Raw genomic sequence first — 17112 nt, 5'->3', positions numbered from 1 at the left:
ATCGCCTACGCGCCGCCCGTCCGCGTTTTCTGCGCGGCCTTGTGCGCGTACATGCCGACATCGCTTTCCACCAGCAGGTCGATCACCGTTTCGTGCCGCGTCGGATCGAATTGCGTCTGCCCGACGCTGAAGCGGATCTCATAACCACGCTGCTCGCGCGCATTGATCGATGCCAGCACATCGCGCAGCCGCTCGATCACGCGGCGGGTTTCGTCGTCGCCAGCATCGTCCAGCAGGGCGACGAATTCGTCGCCACCTAGCCGGCCGATCACATCGCTGTCGCGTAGCAGCGCGCCGCGCAAAGCTTCCGCAAACGCGGCAAGCGCGCGATCGCCTTCGGCGTGACCGAATCGATCGTTGATCTGCTTGAAGCCGTCGAGATCGAAAAACAGCAGCGATGCCTGCCGCCCGAGCCGCTTGCACACATTCAGGCCGTGCTGCGCGAGTGCTTCGAAACCGCGTCGGTTCGCCAGCAGCGTCAGTTCGTCGATGGTCGCGAGTTCGATCGCCGCGATTTCCTGCTCCGCGATCTGCGCGAGATCGCGCAACAGGCCGCGCTCTTCGGCGTCGAATTCGCGCGGGCGGGTATCGATCAGGCAAAGCGTGCCGAGCTTGCTGCCGTTCGGCACGGTGAGCGGCTGGCCCGCGTAGAAGCGAATGCCCGGCTCGCCGGTGACGAGCGGATTGTCATGAAAACGCGAATCGGCGCGCGCGTCGGGAATCATGAACACGTCGTCGTGCATGATTGCGTGGCCGCAGAAGGAAATGTCGCGCGAGGTTTGGGATACGCCCAGCCCCGCACATGATTTGAACCACTGACGGTTTTCGTCGATCAGGCTGACGAGCGCGATGGGGACATCGAACAGGCGGCGCGCGAGGCGGGTGAGCCGGTCGAAGCGCTCCTCGGCGGGGGTATCGAGCAATTTGAGCGTGCGCAGCGTGGCGATGCGTACGGGTTCATTGACGGGGATCGGTGCAGCTAGCATATATTTCCGGTTTCCTGAACGTGTCGGCGGCGACGGAACATTTCCTTATTTTGCGACAAATACGCGAATCGTTCAGCCGTTTTCCGCGTGCATCATTTAGTTGCCCGCGCGCAGCGGTTTCGACACGCTGTTTTCGCTATCATGCCGATGACTCCGCGTCCTATGCGTCTTTAAGTCACGCCGGTCTGATCGCACTCCCGGCGCGCGTCCGGGTCCGACCAACTCGACTCTCTGATCTTCAACAGCCAATAAAAGGAGCGCCGATGAAACTCAAGCTGGACTGGACCCTCATCACGCCGATCATCGCGCTCGTCGTGCTCGCCGCCACCGCGATGCTCCACAGCAATCTAATGCTGGTGCTATCCGCCGTGGCGCTGGCGTTTTCGGTGTTCGCCGCCGTGCATCACGCGGAAGTGGTCGCGCATCGCGTGGGCGAGCCGTTCGGCACGCTGGTGCTGGCAATTGCGGTGACGGTGATCGAAGTGGCGCTGATCGTCTCGGTGATGCTTTCGGGCGGACCCGAAAAAGCCGGTCTGCCGCGCGATACCGTGTTCGCCGCGATCATGATCTGTAGCGGCGCGATCGTCGGCTTATGCCTTTTGGTGGGTGGTTTGCGGCATCACGTGCAGGCGTTTCAATTGCAGGGCGCGAGCGCCGCGCTCGCCATTCTCTGCGCGCTTTCCGTGCTGACGATGGTCCTGCCGAACTTCACCAGCACGATCGAAGGGCCGACGCTTTCCACGTCGCAGCTTATTTTCGTGGGCGTCGTATCGCTCGTGCTGTACGTGACTTTCGTGTTCGTGCAGACCATCCGGCATCGCGATTATTTTTTGCCGCTCGAACCGGAGTCACTGGCCGAAGCGCGCGAAGGCGAAGACGAAAACGCCCCGCACGCGCCGCCGCCCAGCAATGGCGAAGCGTGGCTCGCGCTCGGCTTTCTGATGCTGTCTCTCGTCGCGGTCGTGGGTCTGGCGAAACTGTTGTCGCCAGCGGTGGAAGCGGGCGTGGAGGCTGCGGGTGCGCCGGAAGCGGTCGTCGGCGTGGTGATCGCGGCGCTCGTGCTGCTGCCCGAGGGACTTGCCGCCTTGCGTGCGGCGCGCATGAACCGCTTGCAGACGAGCCTGAATCTGGCGCTCGGCTCGGCGTTGGCGAGTATCGGCCTGACGATTCCGACCGTGGCCGTGGTGTCCATCGTCATTGGTCAGCCGATCAATCTCGGCCTCGCGCCGAAGGAAATCACCATGCTCGCGCTGACGCTGCTGGTGTCGGTCATTACGCTCGGCACGGGACGTTCGACCGTGCTGCAAGGCGTCTTGCATCTGGTGATTTTCGCGTCGTTCCTGTTCCTGACGGTCGTGCCCTGAGGCGGACGCGTTCCCGCAATTTGTTACCATTCGAGGCTTTCTCACGCGCGGCGTTTTCGGCTTTCAACTGGCTGAACGCGCCGCGCGGCATCAACCGTAAGTCGAAAGTCTCGAAGGAATGGCATGTCACTGAAGAAGTCCGCATCGTTCGCGATGCTCGCCGTACTCTCCGCCGCAGCGTTTTCCGCGCACGCAAAAGAAATCACCCAGATCCGCTTCGCCGTCGATCCCTCTTATCCGCCGTTCGAATCCAAACAGGCCGATGGCAAGCTCGCCGGCTTCGATATCGACCTGGGCAACGCGCTGTGCCAGCAGATGAAGGTCAAATGCGTGTGGGTCGAAAATAATTTCGACGGCATGATTCCCGGCCTCAAAGCCCGTAAATTCGATGCCGTGTTGTCCGATATGGGCATCACCGAAGAGCGTCTGAAACAGATCGATTTCACCGTGCCTTTGTACGACACGCACGCGCAGCTGGTCGCGCGCGCCGGTTCGGGCATTCTGCCGACGCCGCAAGGGCTGAAGGGCAAACGCGTGGGCGTCGAGCAGGGCACAGTGCAGGAGCGCTACGCGAAGGCGAAGTGGGAGCCGCAAGGCGTGGCCGTGGTCGCGTACGCCGATCAGGAGCAGGTCGAATCCGACCTCGTCGCAGGCCGGATCGACGCGATTTTTACCGATGCCGCGCAAGCCGCCATCGGCTTTCTGAAGAAGCCGCAGGGCAAGCCGTTCGCGCTGGTCGGTCCGATCGTCGAAGACAAGGCGATCATTGGTCCGGGAACTGCTATCGGATTGCGCAAGGGCGACACGGACTTGCAGAACGGCCTGAATCAGGCGTTCGCCGAGATCAAGAAGAACGGCACGTTCAAGCAGATCATGGCGAAGTATTTCCAGACCGATATCTCCATCCAGTGAGCGTCGGCTGACGCCCGAGCTTCGCACGCATCGCACGAAAAGGCATCGCACGCGGTGCCTTTCGCATTTTGACGAGGGAGTTTCGAAGATGCAGACACGCCACCATCCGCTGGTCGGCGCATCGCTCGGCACGGGCCGCGCGATCACGAGCTACCGTTTCGGCCCCGGCGATGAATCGCTGCCGTCGGTCTACATTCAGGCGTCGCTTCACGCCGATGAAGTGCCCGGCATGGTCGTCGCGTGGTATCTGAAGCAGTTTTTCGCGGAACTGGAGGACGAAGGGCGGCTGCGCGCGCGGATCACGCTGGTGCCGGCCGCCAATCCCGCCGGTCTGAACCAGCACTGGTTCGGCGTGCATATGGGCCGCTTCGAGATGGCGTCCGGTCACGATTTCAACCGGCGCTTTCCCTCGCTCGGCCCCGACCTGGCGATGCGCCTGCGCGACCTCCTCACCGATGACGCCGCGCACAACGCCCGCCTCATCCGCGCCGCGATGCGCGATGCGCTGGCGGCGCGCAAGCCATCGACGGAACTGGAGTCGCAGCGCGTCGAATTGATGAAACTCGCGTGCGATGCCGATCTGGTCATCGATCTGCATTGCGACTGGGAAGCCGTCGCGCATCTCTACACCACGCCCGACGCGTGGCCCGCGATCGAACCGCTTGCGCGGCTGCTCGGCAGCGACGCGCACCTGCTCGCGGATGTCTCGGGCGGCGAGCCGTTCGATGAAGCGTGCGGCGCGACATGGCGTTACCTGCGCGATGCCTTCGCCGATTATCATCCGATTCCCGCTGGCCCGACCGCGGTCACGCTCGAATTGCGCGGCGTGCGCGATGTATCGCACGAACTGGCGGCACTGGATGCGCAGGCGATCGTCGATTATCTGGCGCATTGCGGCCTGATCGACGACGAAGCGCCCGCGCTGCCCGCGTTGCGCGCGCCCGCAACGCCACTGGCTGGCTGCGGCTACGTGTACGCGCCGCATTCGGGCGTGATTCTGCATAAGCGCGAGATTGGCGAACGCGTGCGCGCGGGCGAAGTCATCGCCGAAATTCTTGATCCGTTCGAGGACCGGTTGACGCCGCTGTTCGCGGGTACGGACGGTTTGCTCTACGCGCGTCACTGGACGCGGTTTGCGACGGCGGGAATGCTGGTCGCGCGGATTGCGGGCGAAGGTGTAGCGCGCAGCGGTGATTTGCTGGTGCCCTAAGCATCGACTTGAGGCGATACTGCTCGCTCAACCAAAGGCGAAGGAGAACGAAAACATGCTGAAGAACATCGATCCGCTGCTCAACGCTGACATCCTGCACGCGCTGGCGGCCATGGGCCACGGCGACGAAGTCGTGATCTGCGACGCCAATTTCCCCGCCGATTCCGTCGCGCGCCAGACCGTGCGCGGGCACGTGCTGCGCATGGACGGCGTCGGTGCGCCGCGCGCGGTGCGGGCCGTGCTGTCGGTATTGCCGCTCGATACCTTCGTCGATGATCCCGCGTCGCGCATGGAAGTGGTCGGCGATGCATCGGCGCTGCCGGCGGTTCAGCGCGAAGCCCAACGCGAAATCGACGATGCCGAAGGCCGCAGCGTGCCGTTGGCATCCGTCGAACGATTCGCTTTCTACGAGCGCGCCAAGCAAGCCTATTGCGTGATCGCGACCGGCGAAGCGCGCGGCTATGGCTGCTTCATCTTCAAAAAGGGCGTGCAATTGGCGCCGGATGCGCCCGAGCAAAAATGACCGAGCGCGCGTGTGGTTTGTGTGTTGGGATTTTGACAATTGGTTGCAATGCAGCATGAAAAGGGTATAGTTAGGGTTATCCCCTAGCTACTTACCCTGAGAGACGTTCATGAAGACCACTGCTCAACAATCTCTGCTCGTTTCGTTTGGTTCCTTCCTGCGCTCGGCCAAGGCCACGCTGCGCCGCGAATGGAATCGCGCGCTGCAATTGCACCTGCAGAACTGCGAAATGCTCGTCGAATCGTATCGCCGTAAGTAAGTAAGGCGGTCTGCGGGTCAGAAACCCGCTTGGTCACAGAGCACGTTAAAACGCCCCGGGAACTGAATCGGTTTCCGGGGCGTTTTGGTATTTACACGGCCTGCGTCAGCCATGTCGCGACGTCGCGCATCACCGGTTGCCAGTCGCCTTCCTGACGCTGTCTGAAGACCGTCGCATTGGCGATCCACGGCGAACTCGTGCCCGTAAGGCCCCAGCGCCAGTCGCCGGACGTGTTGACGGGCACGCACGTTAGCTTGCCGATCATCGCGGCGCAGTTGGAGACGCCCGAATCGACCGAAACCACGGCGTCGAGTTGTTCGATACACGCGGCGGTGTCATCGAAATGATAGATGCCGGGGGCATACACGCTAACGTTGCCCGCGGGCACGCCGGCTTGCGATTCCAGCAAAGGGTGATGCAGGTTGACGAAGTGCACGCGTTCGGACACGGATGGGTCCTGCGTCAGCAGGTCGATCTGCGCGAGCGGGATGCTGCGGCGCGCCGCCCAGCAGCGCATCTGGCTTCCCAATTCGACGTGATGCCGCTGCTCGCAATCCCAGAACAAGCCCACCAGTTTCTTGCCCGGATGCTTTGCCCTCAGTTGCTGCGACCAACGTGCGGCGATGTCACGTTTTTCTTCCGGCGACCGGAGGTACGGCACGAACGGGCGGCCGGGCGTTCCAGCGCTATTCGCAAGCAGCGGCGCGAATAGCAGCGGCGCATGCAAATCAGGTGCGAAATCTTCGATGTCCGCGAGAAGTTCGTCGGGAAGTGCGGCATTCGCCGCCAGCGGGCGTGGCGCACTCACGACGCGGCAGTCAGGCAAGGACGCCTGCATCAGCCGATGGATCTGCAAATCGCATGTCAACATGACGGCCGCGCCTGCCGCCAGCCATTGCGCCATACACGCGCCGAGCAAAAACTGGTCACCAAAGCCGAGTTGATGCGTGATGAGCACGCGCTTGCCGCGCACATCCGATTGACCGTCCCACTGCGGTATATGTGCTGGTCGATAGCTTCCGCCTGCGCCTTCTGATTGATTGCGCCAGGTCCAATGCGCAAAGCCGCCGCCATCACCGGCTTTGAGCCAGGCTTCGCCGTAGTACTGCGTCGCGGTTGCGACGAGCGCCGCGTGCGATTGCGTCGCAAGGCGTCGTGCTTCGTCGAGTTGCGGAATGGCCCGCGCGAGGTCGCCTGCCATCATCAGGCTGTAGCCAAGCGTCAGCGCATAGAACGCGGGATGCCACGGCCGTGCCGGGAGCCGCAGCAGCGATTCGACTGCTTCCGCGTGTGCTCCAACGAGATTCAAAGCTGCGTGCCGCTGCAGCAACAGCAATTGATCGTGCGGACTGAGCGCAAGCCCGCGGGTGGCCCACGGCAGTACGGCTTCCTCGTGTTCAAGGGCAATCAGCGTTTCGCAAATGTCGCGAATTGCCGCGAGGTCGTTCGGGTCGCCTTCATAGCGGAACTGCGCTTGATGGAGCCGGTTCAGGAGTTCGTCGCTCATCGATGGATCTCAGATTCCCATGGTTGCGCGACAGATGCCAAAGCAATACATGAGTAATTGCATCATTTCGCTCGAAGTGAAAGTGCGAACATCGAGTTCGTGGATTATTTGCATAGCAGTTTTATCGTCAATATGGCTCCAGAGATGGCGCGCGCTGTGGAAACCGAAGGTAGGCTGGTCCGGAAGTTCATATTCGTAAGCGAACCGTCGCGCCACGTCAGGCGGCGCAAAACGAATGCCGAATTCCGATTCGAGCGTGGGTCGATATACACGAATCCGCCGTGCGTACCGAAACTTTTCGAAGGTCTGCGATTGACTCCGCATTACTCGGCATAACTTGACTTCTAACTTTCTTTGAAAGCGATTTTCGTCATTATCGTTGATCTATTGCGCGCGAAACGGGCTATTCGAAAAACACTTCAAACTGCCATACCGGAGCGCATTGAGCTTCTGGCTGATCTTTGCGACTCGAATAGCCTTGACATGCAACCAAATGGTTGCATAATGTCTCCATGGACGACAACGATTCGGTGTTCCGCGCATTGGCCGATGCCAGCCGCAGACAACTGCTCGATCGGCTACGCGAAGTAAATGGTCAGACGCTCGGTGATCTGTGCGAAGGACTCGGCATGACGCGGCAGGCGGTATCGAAACATCTGGGCATTCTCGAAGCCGCGAATCTGGTTTCGACGCAGCGTCACGGTCGCGAAAAATGCCACTTTCTGAACGCCGTGCCCATCCATGAAATCGCGGAACGCTGGATCAGCCAGTTCGAACGTCCACGGCTCGACGCATTGTCCGACCTCAAACGCAGGCTCGAAACAGAAGGAGATGCAGACGATCATGGCTAGCGAAACTTTTATCTATGTGACGTATATCCGCACGACGCCGGACAAGCTCTGGTCCGCGCTGACCACGCCGGAATTCCAGCGTCAGTATTGGTTCGGCATTCATCAGGAATCCGAATGGCGAGCGGGTTCATCGTGGAAAATGCTGTTCACGGATGGCCGCGTCGCGGATTCGGGTGAAGTGCTGGAAGCGGATGCGCCGCGTCGGCTCGTGCTGAAGTGGCGCAACGAGTTCCGCGAGGATTTGAAAGATGCCGGCTATTCGCGCTGCACTTACGAACTCGAGCCGCACGAAGAAGCGGTGAAACTCACGGTTACGCATGTGAGCGAAAGCCGCGCGTTTATCGAAGCCGTATCGGGCGGATGGCCGAAGATTCTGTCGAATCTCAAGTCCATGCTGGAAACGGGGCAAGTGGCGTTCGTCAACAAATAAACGCAAAAACGGCGCGCATCCGTTGAAGATGCGCGCCGTTTCTTATCGAGCGATGCAACCGATCAGATCGCCCAACCGCCGAGATAGAACACGGCGAGTACCAGCGCAATCGCCACGGTCCCGACATTCAGCTTGCGATACTCGCCAGCGATCAAACGTCCCACGACCAGCGTGCAGAACCCAAGCATAATGCCCGTCACGATATTCGCCGACAACACGATATAGACCGCGCAAACGAGGCCCGACATCGTATCGACGGTATCGTCCATGTGGAGCTTGCTGACGTTGCTGAGCATCAAGAGACCGACGTACATCAGCGCAGGCGCAGTCGCATACGAAGGCACCAGTCCCGCGAGCGGCGACATGAACATCACCACGAGGAACAGCACGCCGACCACGCTTGCTGCCAGCCCCGTCTTCGCGCCTGCCGCCACGCCCACCGACGATTCGATATACGCCGCCGCCGGCGCACCGCCGAAGCATGCCGAGAAAATCGAGCTGAGCGAATCGGCGGTCAGGGCGCGGCCGCCGTTGACGATGCGCCCGTTCTGATCGATCTGGCCTGCCTGACCGGCGACGGCGCGGATCGTGCCGGTGGCATCGAACACGGCGGTCATCACCAAGGCGAGCACGCTCGGCAACACGGCCATCGACAATGCGCCTTTGATGTCCATCGCGCCGATCAGCGATGCGTGGCCCGGCGCCGACAGCGAAGGCAACGCGAACACACCATGAAAGCGCACGGACGGATCGAAGATCAGACCGATGGCCGACAGCGCGATCACCACGAGCAGAATGCCGCCCGGCACACGACGCCGCTCAAGACCGAAGATTGCGGCAAGACCCAGCACCGACATTAGCACCGGAAACGCGGTGATATGCCCCAGCGATACCGGCATGCCCGGCGCCGGATTCTTGACGATAAGTCCGACATCGTTGGACGCAATCAGCAGCAGAAACAAGCCGATGCCGATCCCCGTGCCATGCGCCACGCCCGTCGGCAGATTGCGCAGAATCCACGAGCGCACGCCGGTGACGGAGATCGCGGTGAACACGAGGCCCATCAGGAACACCGCGCCCAAGGCAACCGCAGGCGACAATCCTTTACCGAGCACCAGACCGAAGGCCGTGAAAGCCGTCAGCGAAATCGCGCAGCCAATCGCGATCGGCAAACGTGCCCATACGCCCATCAACAACGAGCCGAACGCCGTCGTCAGACACACGGCAACGAAAACCGCGCTGGTATCGAAACCTGCTTTGCCGAGCATGCCCGGCACCACGAACACGGAATACACCATCGCGAGGAACGTCGTCACGCCCGCGATGATTTCGGTCTTCGTCGTACTGCCTGTTTTGGAAATGCCGAAGTATCGATCGAGCAGGCCGCCGCTTGCGGGCTGAACGTGCTCTTCTTGCTCGGCGGGGGAAAGGTCGATGTCGCCGATCTGTCTGGCGGAAGAATCCAACATGAGCTGCTCCTTTATCAGCACGCTGAAACGGCATTCCGTGAACGCTTTATCTGCGAAGCGCACTGCGGGTCCGTCTTCAGGGTCGTCTCGAATGTAATTCTGGTAGATGCCAGGTGTCGGCTTTCCGCGCAGTGGGTTGGCGCGTTTAGCTGCACTCGGTCAGGACAGAGACTAGGGGAACAGAGCGCATGGACCAATCCCATGAAAAACATGCCGGTCATGCCGATGTGCTTATAAGCTGCGAATCCCGCATGGGACGGGCGTCGCGCGAGGAGGCAAAAAGGCCGGACTAGGGCAAACGCCTAGGCCGGCCGACGTGCCTTCAACGTGATCAAATCATCTAAACATCACTGAATCACGCGCGATACACCGCGTCCGCGCGGATCGGACATCGGTTCAGGCTTGTCGCCGTCGATGCGAATGGCCTGGATATCGCCATTGAAACCTTGCATCGTGAATTTGTAGCCCTTTGCTTCGAGCGCCTTCACGACTTCCGGATCGAGCTGATGATACGGCTCCTGGAAGATCGTATTCGGCGGCAGCAACTGATGATGGAATCGCGTAGCTCCAACCGCTTCGGGCAGCGGCATATTGAAGTCGTACACGTTCGAAATCACCTGAAAAATCGACGTGAAAATGCGCGAGCCGCCCGGCGTGCCGATCACCATCGCTACCTTGTCGTCCTTGGTGAGAATGGTCGGCGTCATGGAAGAAAGCGGGCGCTTTTTCGGGGCGATGGCGTTGGCGTCGCTGCCGACCACGCCGAACATATTCGGCACGCCCGGCTTCGACGCGAAGTCGTCCATTTCGTCGTTGAGCACCACGCCCGTGCCTTCCGCGATCACGCCCGAACCGAAATAACCGTTGATCGTGTATGTGTTCGATACCGCGTTGCCCCACTTATCGACCACGGAGTAGTGCGTGGTCTCCGCCTTCTCGGGCATCGATGTACCGAGACCCGGCTGCACGCTCTTGGTATCCGACGGCTCGTTCGGATTGACCTCTTGCGCGCGCTTCAGGATGTAGTCGTCGTTGGTGAGCTGCGCGACCGGCACCTTGTAGAAGTCGGGATCGCCGAGATACTGCGCGCGATCCGCGAACACGCGCTTTTCGATTTCCGCGACCAGATGGATGTACTGCGCGGAGTCGAGCGGCACGCCGTCGAACTTGTCCTTCAGATCGGCCTTCATCTTCAGCAACTGCACGAGGCCGACGCCGCCCGAACTCGGCGGCGGCGCGGTAATCACGCGATAGCCGTTCCAGCTTGCGGTGATCGGCTGACGCCACACGGCCTTGTAGTCCTTCAGATCGCGCGCGGTGATGAGGCCGTGGCCTTCCATGCCCTTGGCGATCATGTCGGCGGTATCGCCTTCGTAGAAGCCTTTCGCGCCTTTATCGGAAATGCGTTGCAGCGTCTTGGCGAGGTCCGGCTGCTTGAACACTTCGCCCGACTTCATGCTGCCGAAATAGAGATCGAAATTGGTCTTGCCGCCAAACTCCTTGGCGGCGTCGTCGCGGCGCTTGACGAGTTGATCATCGACGACAAAGCCATCTTGCGCATACTTGATCGCGGGCGCGAGCACTTGCTTCCACTTGAGTTTGCCGAAGCGTTTCTGCGCTTCCCACATACCCGATACCGTGCCCGGCACGCCGACCGCGCGATAGCCATACAGACTCATACCCTTGATGACTTCGCCTTTATCGTCGAGGTACATATTGCGCGTGGCGGACATCGGCGCGCGCTCGCGATAATCCAGAAAGTACGGACGATGATCGACGTAAAGCGTCATGAATCCGCCACCGCCGATATTCCCCGCTTCCGGATACGTCACTGCCAGCGAAAACGCGATAGCAACGGCTGCATCGACGGCATTGCCGCCGAGCTTGAAGATTTGCTCGGCGGTATCGGCGGCGTATTGGTCGGCGACTGCAACGGCTGAACTGGTCAGCACTTGCGGCTGCGTGTCGGAGGTTTTGGCAAACGCGGGCGCGGTGGCGACGAAACCCGCTGCCATGAGCGCCGAAGTCAGCACGGCGTTCAGCGCGAAGCCACGGATGCGCTGCTGTTTTTTCATCGACATCGTTCTCCTCTTTCTGGTGCGAATTGGTGCGATTAAGTTAGCGCTTATACCACGAAGGCCATGCGGCGACGCAGCACGAGAAATAATTCGGCGCATTGATGCGTTGGTTCGTGCCAGCAATTTTTTGGCCACGTGCGTGTCGCGGATACGCCTTGAAAGAAGGCGCAAAATGCATGAATCGCACAATCAGGAGAGCAACATGAACGCGAAGGTCGATCCCATTCCGAAGGACCGTCAGGGCGTGATTCCGTATATCGCGGTGGCGGGCTGCGCAAGCGCCATCGAGTTCTATACGAGGGTGTTCGGCGCAACGGAGACGTTTCGCATGGAGCAGCCGGACGGGCGCGTGGGGCACGCGGAGTTGTCGATCGGCGGCAACGTGATTTATCTGTGCGATGAGTTTCCCGATTACGGCACGACTGGTCCGCTGACCGTTGGCGGCACGCCCGTGATGCTGCATCTCTACGTCACTGATGTCGATGCCGTCGCCCAACGCGCAGTGGATGAAGGCGCGACCATTCTGCGTCCCGTCGAAGACCAGTTTTACGGCGATCGCGGCGGCAAGCTGCGCGATCCGTTCGGTCATGTATGGTGGATCGGGACGCACATTGAAGATGTATCGCCCGAAGAGATGCGGGCGAGGGCGCAGAAGCTGTTTGGCGGATAAACGCTGTTTCAGTCTTCGAACGAGTAATGCTCGACCACGCGCCGCACCGACTCGCGGAACGAAGCAATCAGGTCCGAACGAATCCCGCTCGACGGATACGACAGCGCGTATTCGTATTCGATATCCGTCTCGAACTCGCGCACCACCACGCCGTGCGCGCGCCACACTTTGGCCGCGAACGGCTCGACGATCGACAAGCCAAGACCGCCCGCGACCATCGCGTAGCGCGTGTGGGCGGTATCGGTGAGCACGGTGTAACGCGGCCTTTCTTCCGTCGATGAAATCAGCGATTGCTCGGCCTCATAAGGCTGACGCGAATTCGGCAGCCAGCCGATCAACTTCTCGCCGCGCAAATCATCCGGCCTGACGATCTTCTTCTTCGCGAGCTTGTGCGTGGCGGGCATCGCGCAGCGGGCGCGCGCCTTCAGCAGCGTTTCCACTTCGATGCCTGCCACCGCGGGAAACGCCTGACTCAATGCAACATCGGCCTTGTGATTCTGCAAATTCACGAGCACTTCCGGCACCTTCACCGAATCGACCTTGATTGGCACGGTGGGATGACGCGCGGTGAAATCGGCGAGGACGGGCGGCAGCAGCGTGGTCGCGAGCACCGGCATGCACGCGATGGTCAGCGCATCGGACGCTTCGTCGCGAATCATTTCGGCGACCTGCTTGAGGCGTTCGAGCCCGAGAAAGTTTTCCTCGACCGATTTGAAGAAACGCAAGCCGGCCGTGGTCGGATTCAGGCGTCCACCGATGCGGCTGAACAGACTGAAACCGAGATCGGCTTCCAAATCGGCGATCAGACGGCTGATGGCGGGTTGAGTGACATGCAGCTTGCGTGCTGCGCCGACGCTGGTGCCGGTCATGATGAGGCTGCGAAAAGCCTCGATTTGGCGAAAACGGATCATCGTACGAGCGGCTTGGATAAAGCCTGAAAATAGCAGCCGTTTTTGGCGGCAGGGAGCCGAATCTTATAGGAAACAAGCGCTTGCCGCCGCTTTGTTTGGTTCTGTTGCAATCGCGAGTTCCTGCCAAAGTGTGGGAAATGCACGACTATTCGAAAAATTTAGTCACTATAACGACATGTGAGTGGCATCCGAATTATTGATGCGAAATACTCGCCGCCAGCCTGAAGCGTGAATGAAAGCAATCGATCACGCGAAGGGTGTTGCCAAGCGTCGACAATGCAGCGCAATGCCCGTTTAAGAAAGCCTGTCGTTAGGTTTGCTGAGTTTCGTTCGATTGCTGTTTAGCTCAACTGCGCTAAAACTTTGATCGACGACGACGCGTCCAGCGGCATGCAACAACGAACACACAAGTCGAGACAAGAGGTCCCCATGCAGTTCTTTTCCGCATCTGCTTCAAATTCGTCCGTTCTTCGTCGTGCGCCGAGTGCGCGTGGTTTGTTTCTCGCGGTGAGTGCCGCTTGTGCGTTCGGTGCGACGGCGCTGAATGCGTCGGCGGCGAATGTGCCTGCGGGCGTGACGCTGGCGGCGAAGCAGGAGTTGGTGCGGAACAATGGTTCCGAAGTGGAAACGCTCGATCCCGCGCTGGTCGAAACGGTCGTCGCAGCGAATGTCGCGCGCGACCTGTTCGAAAGCCTGACGATGACCAATGCCGACGGCTTGGTCGTGCCCGGCGTCGCGCAGAAGTGGGAACAGAAAGATGCGACGACGTGGGTTTTCCATCTGCGCAAGGACGCCCGCTGGTCCAACGGCCAGAACGTGACGGCAAACGATTTCGTCTACGGCTTCCAACGCTTTATCGATCCGAAAACGGCGTCTTCCTATGCCAGCGTGTTCGGCGCGTTCCTGCTGAATGGCCCGGACATCGTCGCAGGCAAAAAGCCGGTGAACACGCTCGGCGTGCGCGCGATCGATGCTTACACGGTCGAGGTCAAAACCGCAGGACCGGTGCCGTTCCTGCCTGAATTGATGTCGAACCAGAACTTCGCGCCGATCCATCGCGCGACGGTCGAGAAGTTTGGCAAGGAGTGGACCAAGCCGGGCAATATCGTATCGAACGGCGCGTTCAGTCTGAAGGACTGGCAGGTCAACAGCAAACTCGTGCTGACGAAGAACGCGAACTACTGGAACAAGCAGTACGTGCAACTGACGCAGGTCACGTATCTGCCGGTGGAAGACGAGAACACCGACGTCAAGCTGTTCCAGTCGGGCGAAAACGACATGACGTATCAACTGCCCACGGGCACGTACGCCAAATATCGTCAGCAATTGCCGAGCGACACGCGCAACTCGCTGATTCTTGGCACGCGCTACTACAACTTCAATAATCGCGATCCGCTGTTGAAAGACGTGCGCGTGCGCAAGGCTTTGTCGATGGTGATCGACCGCGATCTGCTCGCGCAGCGCGTCACCGCCGATGGCCAGACGCCGATGTACGGTCTGATGCCCAAGGGCGTGAACGGCGCGGATGTATCGAACTACGAATGGTCGACGTGGCCGATGGCCAAACGCGTGGAAGAAGCGAAGAAGCTGCTCGATCAGGCTGGCGTGAAGCCCGGCACGAAGCTGCGTTTCGCGACCAACACCAGCGATTACAACAAGAAGATGGCGCTGTTCATGGCATCGGAATGGAAGACGAAACTCGGTCTCTCCATGGACATCGAAGCGATGGAATTCAAGGTGCTGCTGAAGAAGCGTCACGAAGGCGATTATCAGATCGCGCGTAACGGCTGGGTCGCGGACTACAACGACGCCACCACTTTCCTCACGCTCGTGCAGTGCAATTCGGAGCAGAACGATAACTTCAACTGCAATCCGAAGGCCGACGCGCTGATCAAGGAAGCCGGTCAAACCACCGATCAGGCCAAGCGCACGCAACTGCAGACCGAAGCCGCGAAAATCATCATGGACGATTATCCGATGCTGCCGCTGCTGCAATACGGCCTGCCGCGTCTCGTGAAGAGCTACGTGGGCGGCTACTCGCTGAAGAATCCGATGGATCACTACGGCAGCAAGGATCTCTACATCGTCAAGCACTGACGCACACACGGAGATAAACCCATGTGGTCCTACGCTCTGCGCCGCGTGCTGCTCACGCTGCCGACGCTCCTGATCGTCGTGACGGTCTGCTATCTGCTGCTGCATGCCACGCCTGGCGGCCCGTTCGACGGTGAACGCAAGGTGTCGGCGGAAGTGCTGGCGAACCTGCAAGCCAAGTATCACTTAGGCGAGCCGCTGTGGAAGCAGTATCTGCTGTATCTTGACAGCCTCGTCCACGGCGATCTCGGCGCGTCGTTTCGATACGCCGACTGGAGCGTCAACGACCTCGTGCTGCGCGCGCTGCCGGTGTCGCTCGCGGTCGGCGGCGGCTCGCTGGTGATCGCACTGATCGTGGGCGTGGTGCTCGGGATCGCGGCGGCGTTGCGGCGTAACAGCATGGTCGATTACGTGCTGATGTTCATCAGCAATTCGGGCAGCGCGTTTCCGTCGTTCGTGATCGGGCCGGTGCTGATCCTCGTGTTTGCCATCGGCCTGAAATGGTTGCCCGCAGGCGGCTGGAACGACTTCCAGCTCCGCTATATGGTCCTGCCGATGCTCTTGCTCGTCATGATCAACGTGGCCACCGTCGGACGCGTCACGCGCGCGAGTCTGATCGAAGTGATGAACACGCCGTATATCCGCACCGCGCGCGCCAAGGGCTTGCCGATGCGCGCCATCGTGATGCGTCACGCGATGAAACCGACGCTGATTCCCGTGGTGTCCGTGATCGGCCCGCTGGCGATTTCATCGATCACGGCGGCGGTCGTCACGGAGTCCGTGTTCGGCCTGCCGGGCATCGGCAAGCTGATCGTGAACGGCGCGGCCAATCGCGACTACACGCTGGTGCTCGGACTGGTCGTGCTCGTCACCGTGGTCGCAGTGCTGCTCAATTTGCTGGTCGATCTCGCCTACGCGTGGCTCGATCCGAAAATCCGTTACTAAAAGAGGCGCACGATGAAAACTGCATCCCTGGCGCCCATGCTGGAGCAAGCCGTCGCGGGCCGCAGCCCGTGGCAGGACGCGCGTCTGCGCTTCTTGCGCAACAAGGCGGCGGTCGTGAGTCTGGTGCTGCTCGTGTTGATTACGCTCGCGTGCATCGTCGGACCGTGGCTGCTGCCGAACGAATTCGATTCCGCCGACTGGAACGCCATGAGCGTCGCGCCCACGTTCGAAAACTGGCACCTCTTCGGCACCGATGAAACCGGCCGCGATCTGCTGGTGCGCTGCCTGATCGGCGGCCGCGTCTCGCTGATGATCGGCGCGCTCGCCACGCTCACGTCAGTGGCGCTGGGCATTGCGTGGGGCGCGGTTGCGGGCTTCGTCGGCGGGCGCATCGATAACGCGATGATGCGTTTCGTCGACATGATGTACGCCATTCCGTATCTGCTGATCGCCATTCTGATGGTGACGTTGCTCGGCCGCGAGTTCTACCTCGTCGTTATCACCATCACGATTTTTTCGTGGATGGACATGGCGCGCGTGGTGCGCGGCCAGACACTGTCGATCCGTTCGAAGGAATACGTCGAAGCTGCACGCGCGATCGGTGTGCCGACGCGCCGAATCATCACGCGGCATGTGGTGCCGAATCTGCTCGGCATCGTCGCGATTTATACGACGGTCACCGTGCCGGGCGTGATTCTCACGGAGTCCGTACTATCTTTTCTCGGACTCGGCGTGCAGGAGCCCATGACGAGCTGGGGCGTGCTGATTCAGGACGGCGTCGGCGTGATGGAAGCCGCGCCGTGGATTCTGCTGTTTCCGGCGGCGCTGTTGTCGGTGACGCTCTATTGCATCAACTTCGTCGGCGATGGTCTGCGCGACGCGCTCGATCCGAAGGACAGGTGA

General features: G+C 60.6%; 16 protein-coding genes. 11 read left to right on the top strand and 5 right to left on the bottom strand.

The features are described from left to right. Window positions 1–5 precede the first annotated feature (5 nt). On the bottom strand, window positions 6–986 hold the full coding sequence (locus P7F28_RS10785; RefSeq protein WP_277184471.1) for a sensor domain-containing diguanylate cyclase: 981 nt from the start codon (window positions 984–986) through the stop codon (window positions 6–8). Window positions 987–1249: 263 nt separating this feature from the next. On the opposite strand from P7F28_RS10785, the gene P7F28_RS10780 reads away from it, so the two are divergent. The 5 genes from P7F28_RS10780 (at window position 1250) to P7F28_RS10760 (ending at window position 5254) form a co-directional block, all read left to right on the top strand. Further along, window positions 1250–2350 carry a calcium:proton antiporter gene (locus P7F28_RS10780; RefSeq protein WP_277184470.1) on the top strand — a complete coding sequence of 367 codons (1101 nt, stop codon included), beginning with the start codon at window positions 1250–1252 and terminating at the stop codon, window positions 2348–2350. A 123-nt stretch (window positions 2351–2473) separates the two neighbouring features. Then, a complete protein-coding gene (locus P7F28_RS10775; RefSeq protein ID WP_277184469.1) occupies window positions 2474–3262 on the top strand; it encodes an ABC transporter substrate-binding protein in 789 nt (262 codons plus the stop codon). An 88-nt stretch (window positions 3263–3350) separates the two neighbouring features. Then, window positions 3351–4472: a succinylglutamate desuccinylase/aspartoacylase family protein gene (locus P7F28_RS10770; RefSeq protein ID WP_277184468.1), complete on the top strand. Its 1122-nt coding sequence runs from the start codon at window positions 3351–3353 to the stop codon at window positions 4470–4472. Between the two features lie 55 nt (window positions 4473–4527). Then, window positions 4528–4995, top strand: a complete 468-nt coding sequence (locus tag P7F28_RS10765; RefSeq protein WP_277184467.1) for an RbsD/FucU family protein — start codon at window positions 4528–4530, stop codon at window positions 4993–4995. Between the two features lie 109 nt (window positions 4996–5104). Beyond that, a complete protein-coding gene (locus tag P7F28_RS10760; protein WP_277184466.1) occupies window positions 5105–5254 on the top strand; it encodes a hypothetical protein in 150 nt (49 codons plus the stop codon). A 91-nt stretch (window positions 5255–5345) separates the two neighbouring features. Here the strand turns inward: P7F28_RS10760 and P7F28_RS10755 are convergent, their stop codons facing one another. After that, a complete protein-coding gene (locus tag P7F28_RS10755; protein WP_277184465.1) occupies window positions 5346–6761 on the bottom strand; it encodes a hypothetical protein in 1416 nt (471 codons plus the stop codon). Window positions 6762–7273: 512 nt separating this feature from the next. Here P7F28_RS10755 and P7F28_RS10750 point away from each other — a divergent pair. After that, window positions 7274–7612, top strand: a complete 339-nt coding sequence (locus tag P7F28_RS10750; RefSeq protein WP_277184464.1) for a helix-turn-helix transcriptional regulator — start codon at window positions 7274–7276, stop codon at window positions 7610–7612. Then, window positions 7605–8042 carry an SRPBCC family protein gene (locus P7F28_RS10745; RefSeq protein ID WP_277184463.1) on the top strand — a complete coding sequence of 146 codons (438 nt, stop codon included), beginning with the start codon at window positions 7605–7607 and terminating at the stop codon, window positions 8040–8042. Before P7F28_RS10750 ends, P7F28_RS10745 begins: the two co-directional genes overlap by 8 nt. A gap of 62 nt (window positions 8043–8104) precedes the next feature. On the opposite strand, the gene P7F28_RS10740 is transcribed toward P7F28_RS10745, so the two are convergent. Continuing rightward, on the bottom strand, window positions 8105–9478 hold the full coding sequence (locus P7F28_RS10740) for an NCS2 family permease (RefSeq protein ID WP_370467292.1): 1374 nt from the start codon (window positions 9476–9478) through the stop codon (window positions 8105–8107). Between the two features lie 380 nt (window positions 9479–9858). Beyond that, window positions 9859–11526, bottom strand: coding sequence for a gamma-glutamyltransferase (gene ggt, locus P7F28_RS10735; RefSeq protein WP_370467291.1), 1668 nt, complete (start codon window positions 11524–11526; stop codon window positions 9859–9861). A 265-nt stretch (window positions 11527–11791) separates the two neighbouring features. Here ggt and P7F28_RS10730 point away from each other — a divergent pair, with 265 nt between their 5' ends. After that, window positions 11792–12259 carry a VOC family protein gene (locus tag P7F28_RS10730; protein ID WP_277184460.1) on the top strand — a complete coding sequence of 156 codons (468 nt, stop codon included), beginning with the start codon at window positions 11792–11794 and terminating at the stop codon, window positions 12257–12259. Between the two features lie 8 nt (window positions 12260–12267). Here the strand turns inward: P7F28_RS10730 and P7F28_RS10725 are convergent, their stop codons facing one another. Next, window positions 12268–13170 (bottom strand): LysR substrate-binding domain-containing protein, encoded by a 903-nt coding sequence (locus tag P7F28_RS10725; RefSeq protein WP_277184459.1) that lies wholly within the window; start codon window positions 13168–13170, stop codon window positions 12268–12270. 429 nt (window positions 13171–13599) lie between these two features. Here P7F28_RS10725 and P7F28_RS10720 point away from each other — a divergent pair, with 429 nt between their 5' ends. Genes P7F28_RS10720 through P7F28_RS10710 form a run of 3 tightly spaced genes read left to right on the top strand, consistent with a single transcriptional unit; the run spans window position 13600 to window position 17112 of the window. Then, window positions 13600–15267 (top strand): peptide ABC transporter substrate-binding protein, encoded by a 1668-nt coding sequence (locus P7F28_RS10720; RefSeq protein ID WP_277184458.1) that lies wholly within the window; start codon window positions 13600–13602, stop codon window positions 15265–15267. A 21-nt stretch (window positions 15268–15288) separates the two neighbouring features. After that, entirely contained in the window at window positions 15289–16209 is a 921-nt protein-coding gene (oppB, locus tag P7F28_RS10715; RefSeq protein ID WP_277184457.1) for an oligopeptide ABC transporter permease OppB, read from the top strand. Window positions 16210–16221: 12 nt separating this feature from the next. Next, window positions 16222–17112, top strand: a complete 891-nt coding sequence (locus P7F28_RS10710; RefSeq protein ID WP_370467290.1) for an ABC transporter permease subunit — start codon at window positions 16222–16224, stop codon at window positions 17110–17112.

It is taken from the genome of Caballeronia sp. BR00000012568055 (assembly GCF_029439455.1).
Classification (GTDB): Bacteria; Pseudomonadota; Gammaproteobacteria; order Burkholderiales; family Burkholderiaceae; genus Caballeronia.
Note: the sequence above shows the minus strand (reverse complement) of the source record. Positions and strands in the feature narration are given on the sequence as shown.

What these genes read in the sequence shown, in the direction of transcription:
- P7F28_RS10785 (WP_277184471.1), bottom strand. Translation starts at nt 986, where the DNA reads ATGCTAGCTGCACCGATCCCCGTCAATGAACCCGTACGCATCGCCACG.
- P7F28_RS10780 (WP_277184470.1), top strand. Translation starts at nt 1,250, where the DNA reads ATGAAACTCAAGCTGGACTGGACCCTCATCACGCCGATCATCGCGCTC.
- P7F28_RS10775 (WP_277184469.1), top strand. Translation starts at nt 2,474, where the DNA reads ATGTCACTGAAGAAGTCCGCATCGTTCGCGATGCTCGCCGTACTCTCC.
- P7F28_RS10770 (WP_277184468.1), top strand. Translation starts at nt 3,351, where the DNA reads ATGCAGACACGCCACCATCCGCTGGTCGGCGCATCGCTCGGCACGGGC.
- P7F28_RS10765 (WP_277184467.1), top strand. Translation starts at nt 4,528, where the DNA reads ATGCTGAAGAACATCGATCCGCTGCTCAACGCTGACATCCTGCACGCG.
- P7F28_RS10760 (WP_277184466.1), top strand. Translation starts at nt 5,105, where the DNA reads ATGAAGACCACTGCTCAACAATCTCTGCTCGTTTCGTTTGGTTCCTTC.
- P7F28_RS10755 (WP_277184465.1), bottom strand. Translation starts at nt 6,761, where the DNA reads ATGAGCGACGAACTCCTGAACCGGCTCCATCAAGCGCAGTTCCGCTAT.
- P7F28_RS10750 (WP_277184464.1), top strand. Translation starts at nt 7,274, where the DNA reads ATGGACGACAACGATTCGGTGTTCCGCGCATTGGCCGATGCCAGCCGC.
- P7F28_RS10745 (WP_277184463.1), top strand. Translation starts at nt 7,605, where the DNA reads ATGGCTAGCGAAACTTTTATCTATGTGACGTATATCCGCACGACGCCG.
- ggt (WP_370467291.1), bottom strand. Translation starts at nt 11,526, where the DNA reads ATGGCAGCGGGTTTCGTCGCCACCGCGCCCGCGTTTGCCAAAACCTCC.
- P7F28_RS10730 (WP_277184460.1), top strand. Translation starts at nt 11,792, where the DNA reads ATGAACGCGAAGGTCGATCCCATTCCGAAGGACCGTCAGGGCGTGATT.
- P7F28_RS10725 (WP_277184459.1), bottom strand. Translation starts at nt 13,170, where the DNA reads ATGATCCGTTTTCGCCAAATCGAGGCTTTTCGCAGCCTCATCATGACC.
- P7F28_RS10720 (WP_277184458.1), top strand. Translation starts at nt 13,600, where the DNA reads ATGCAGTTCTTTTCCGCATCTGCTTCAAATTCGTCCGTTCTTCGTCGT.
- oppB (WP_277184457.1), top strand. Translation starts at nt 15,289, where the DNA reads ATGTGGTCCTACGCTCTGCGCCGCGTGCTGCTCACGCTGCCGACGCTC.
- P7F28_RS10710 (WP_370467290.1), top strand. Translation starts at nt 16,222, where the DNA reads ATGAAAACTGCATCCCTGGCGCCCATGCTGGAGCAAGCCGTCGCGGGC.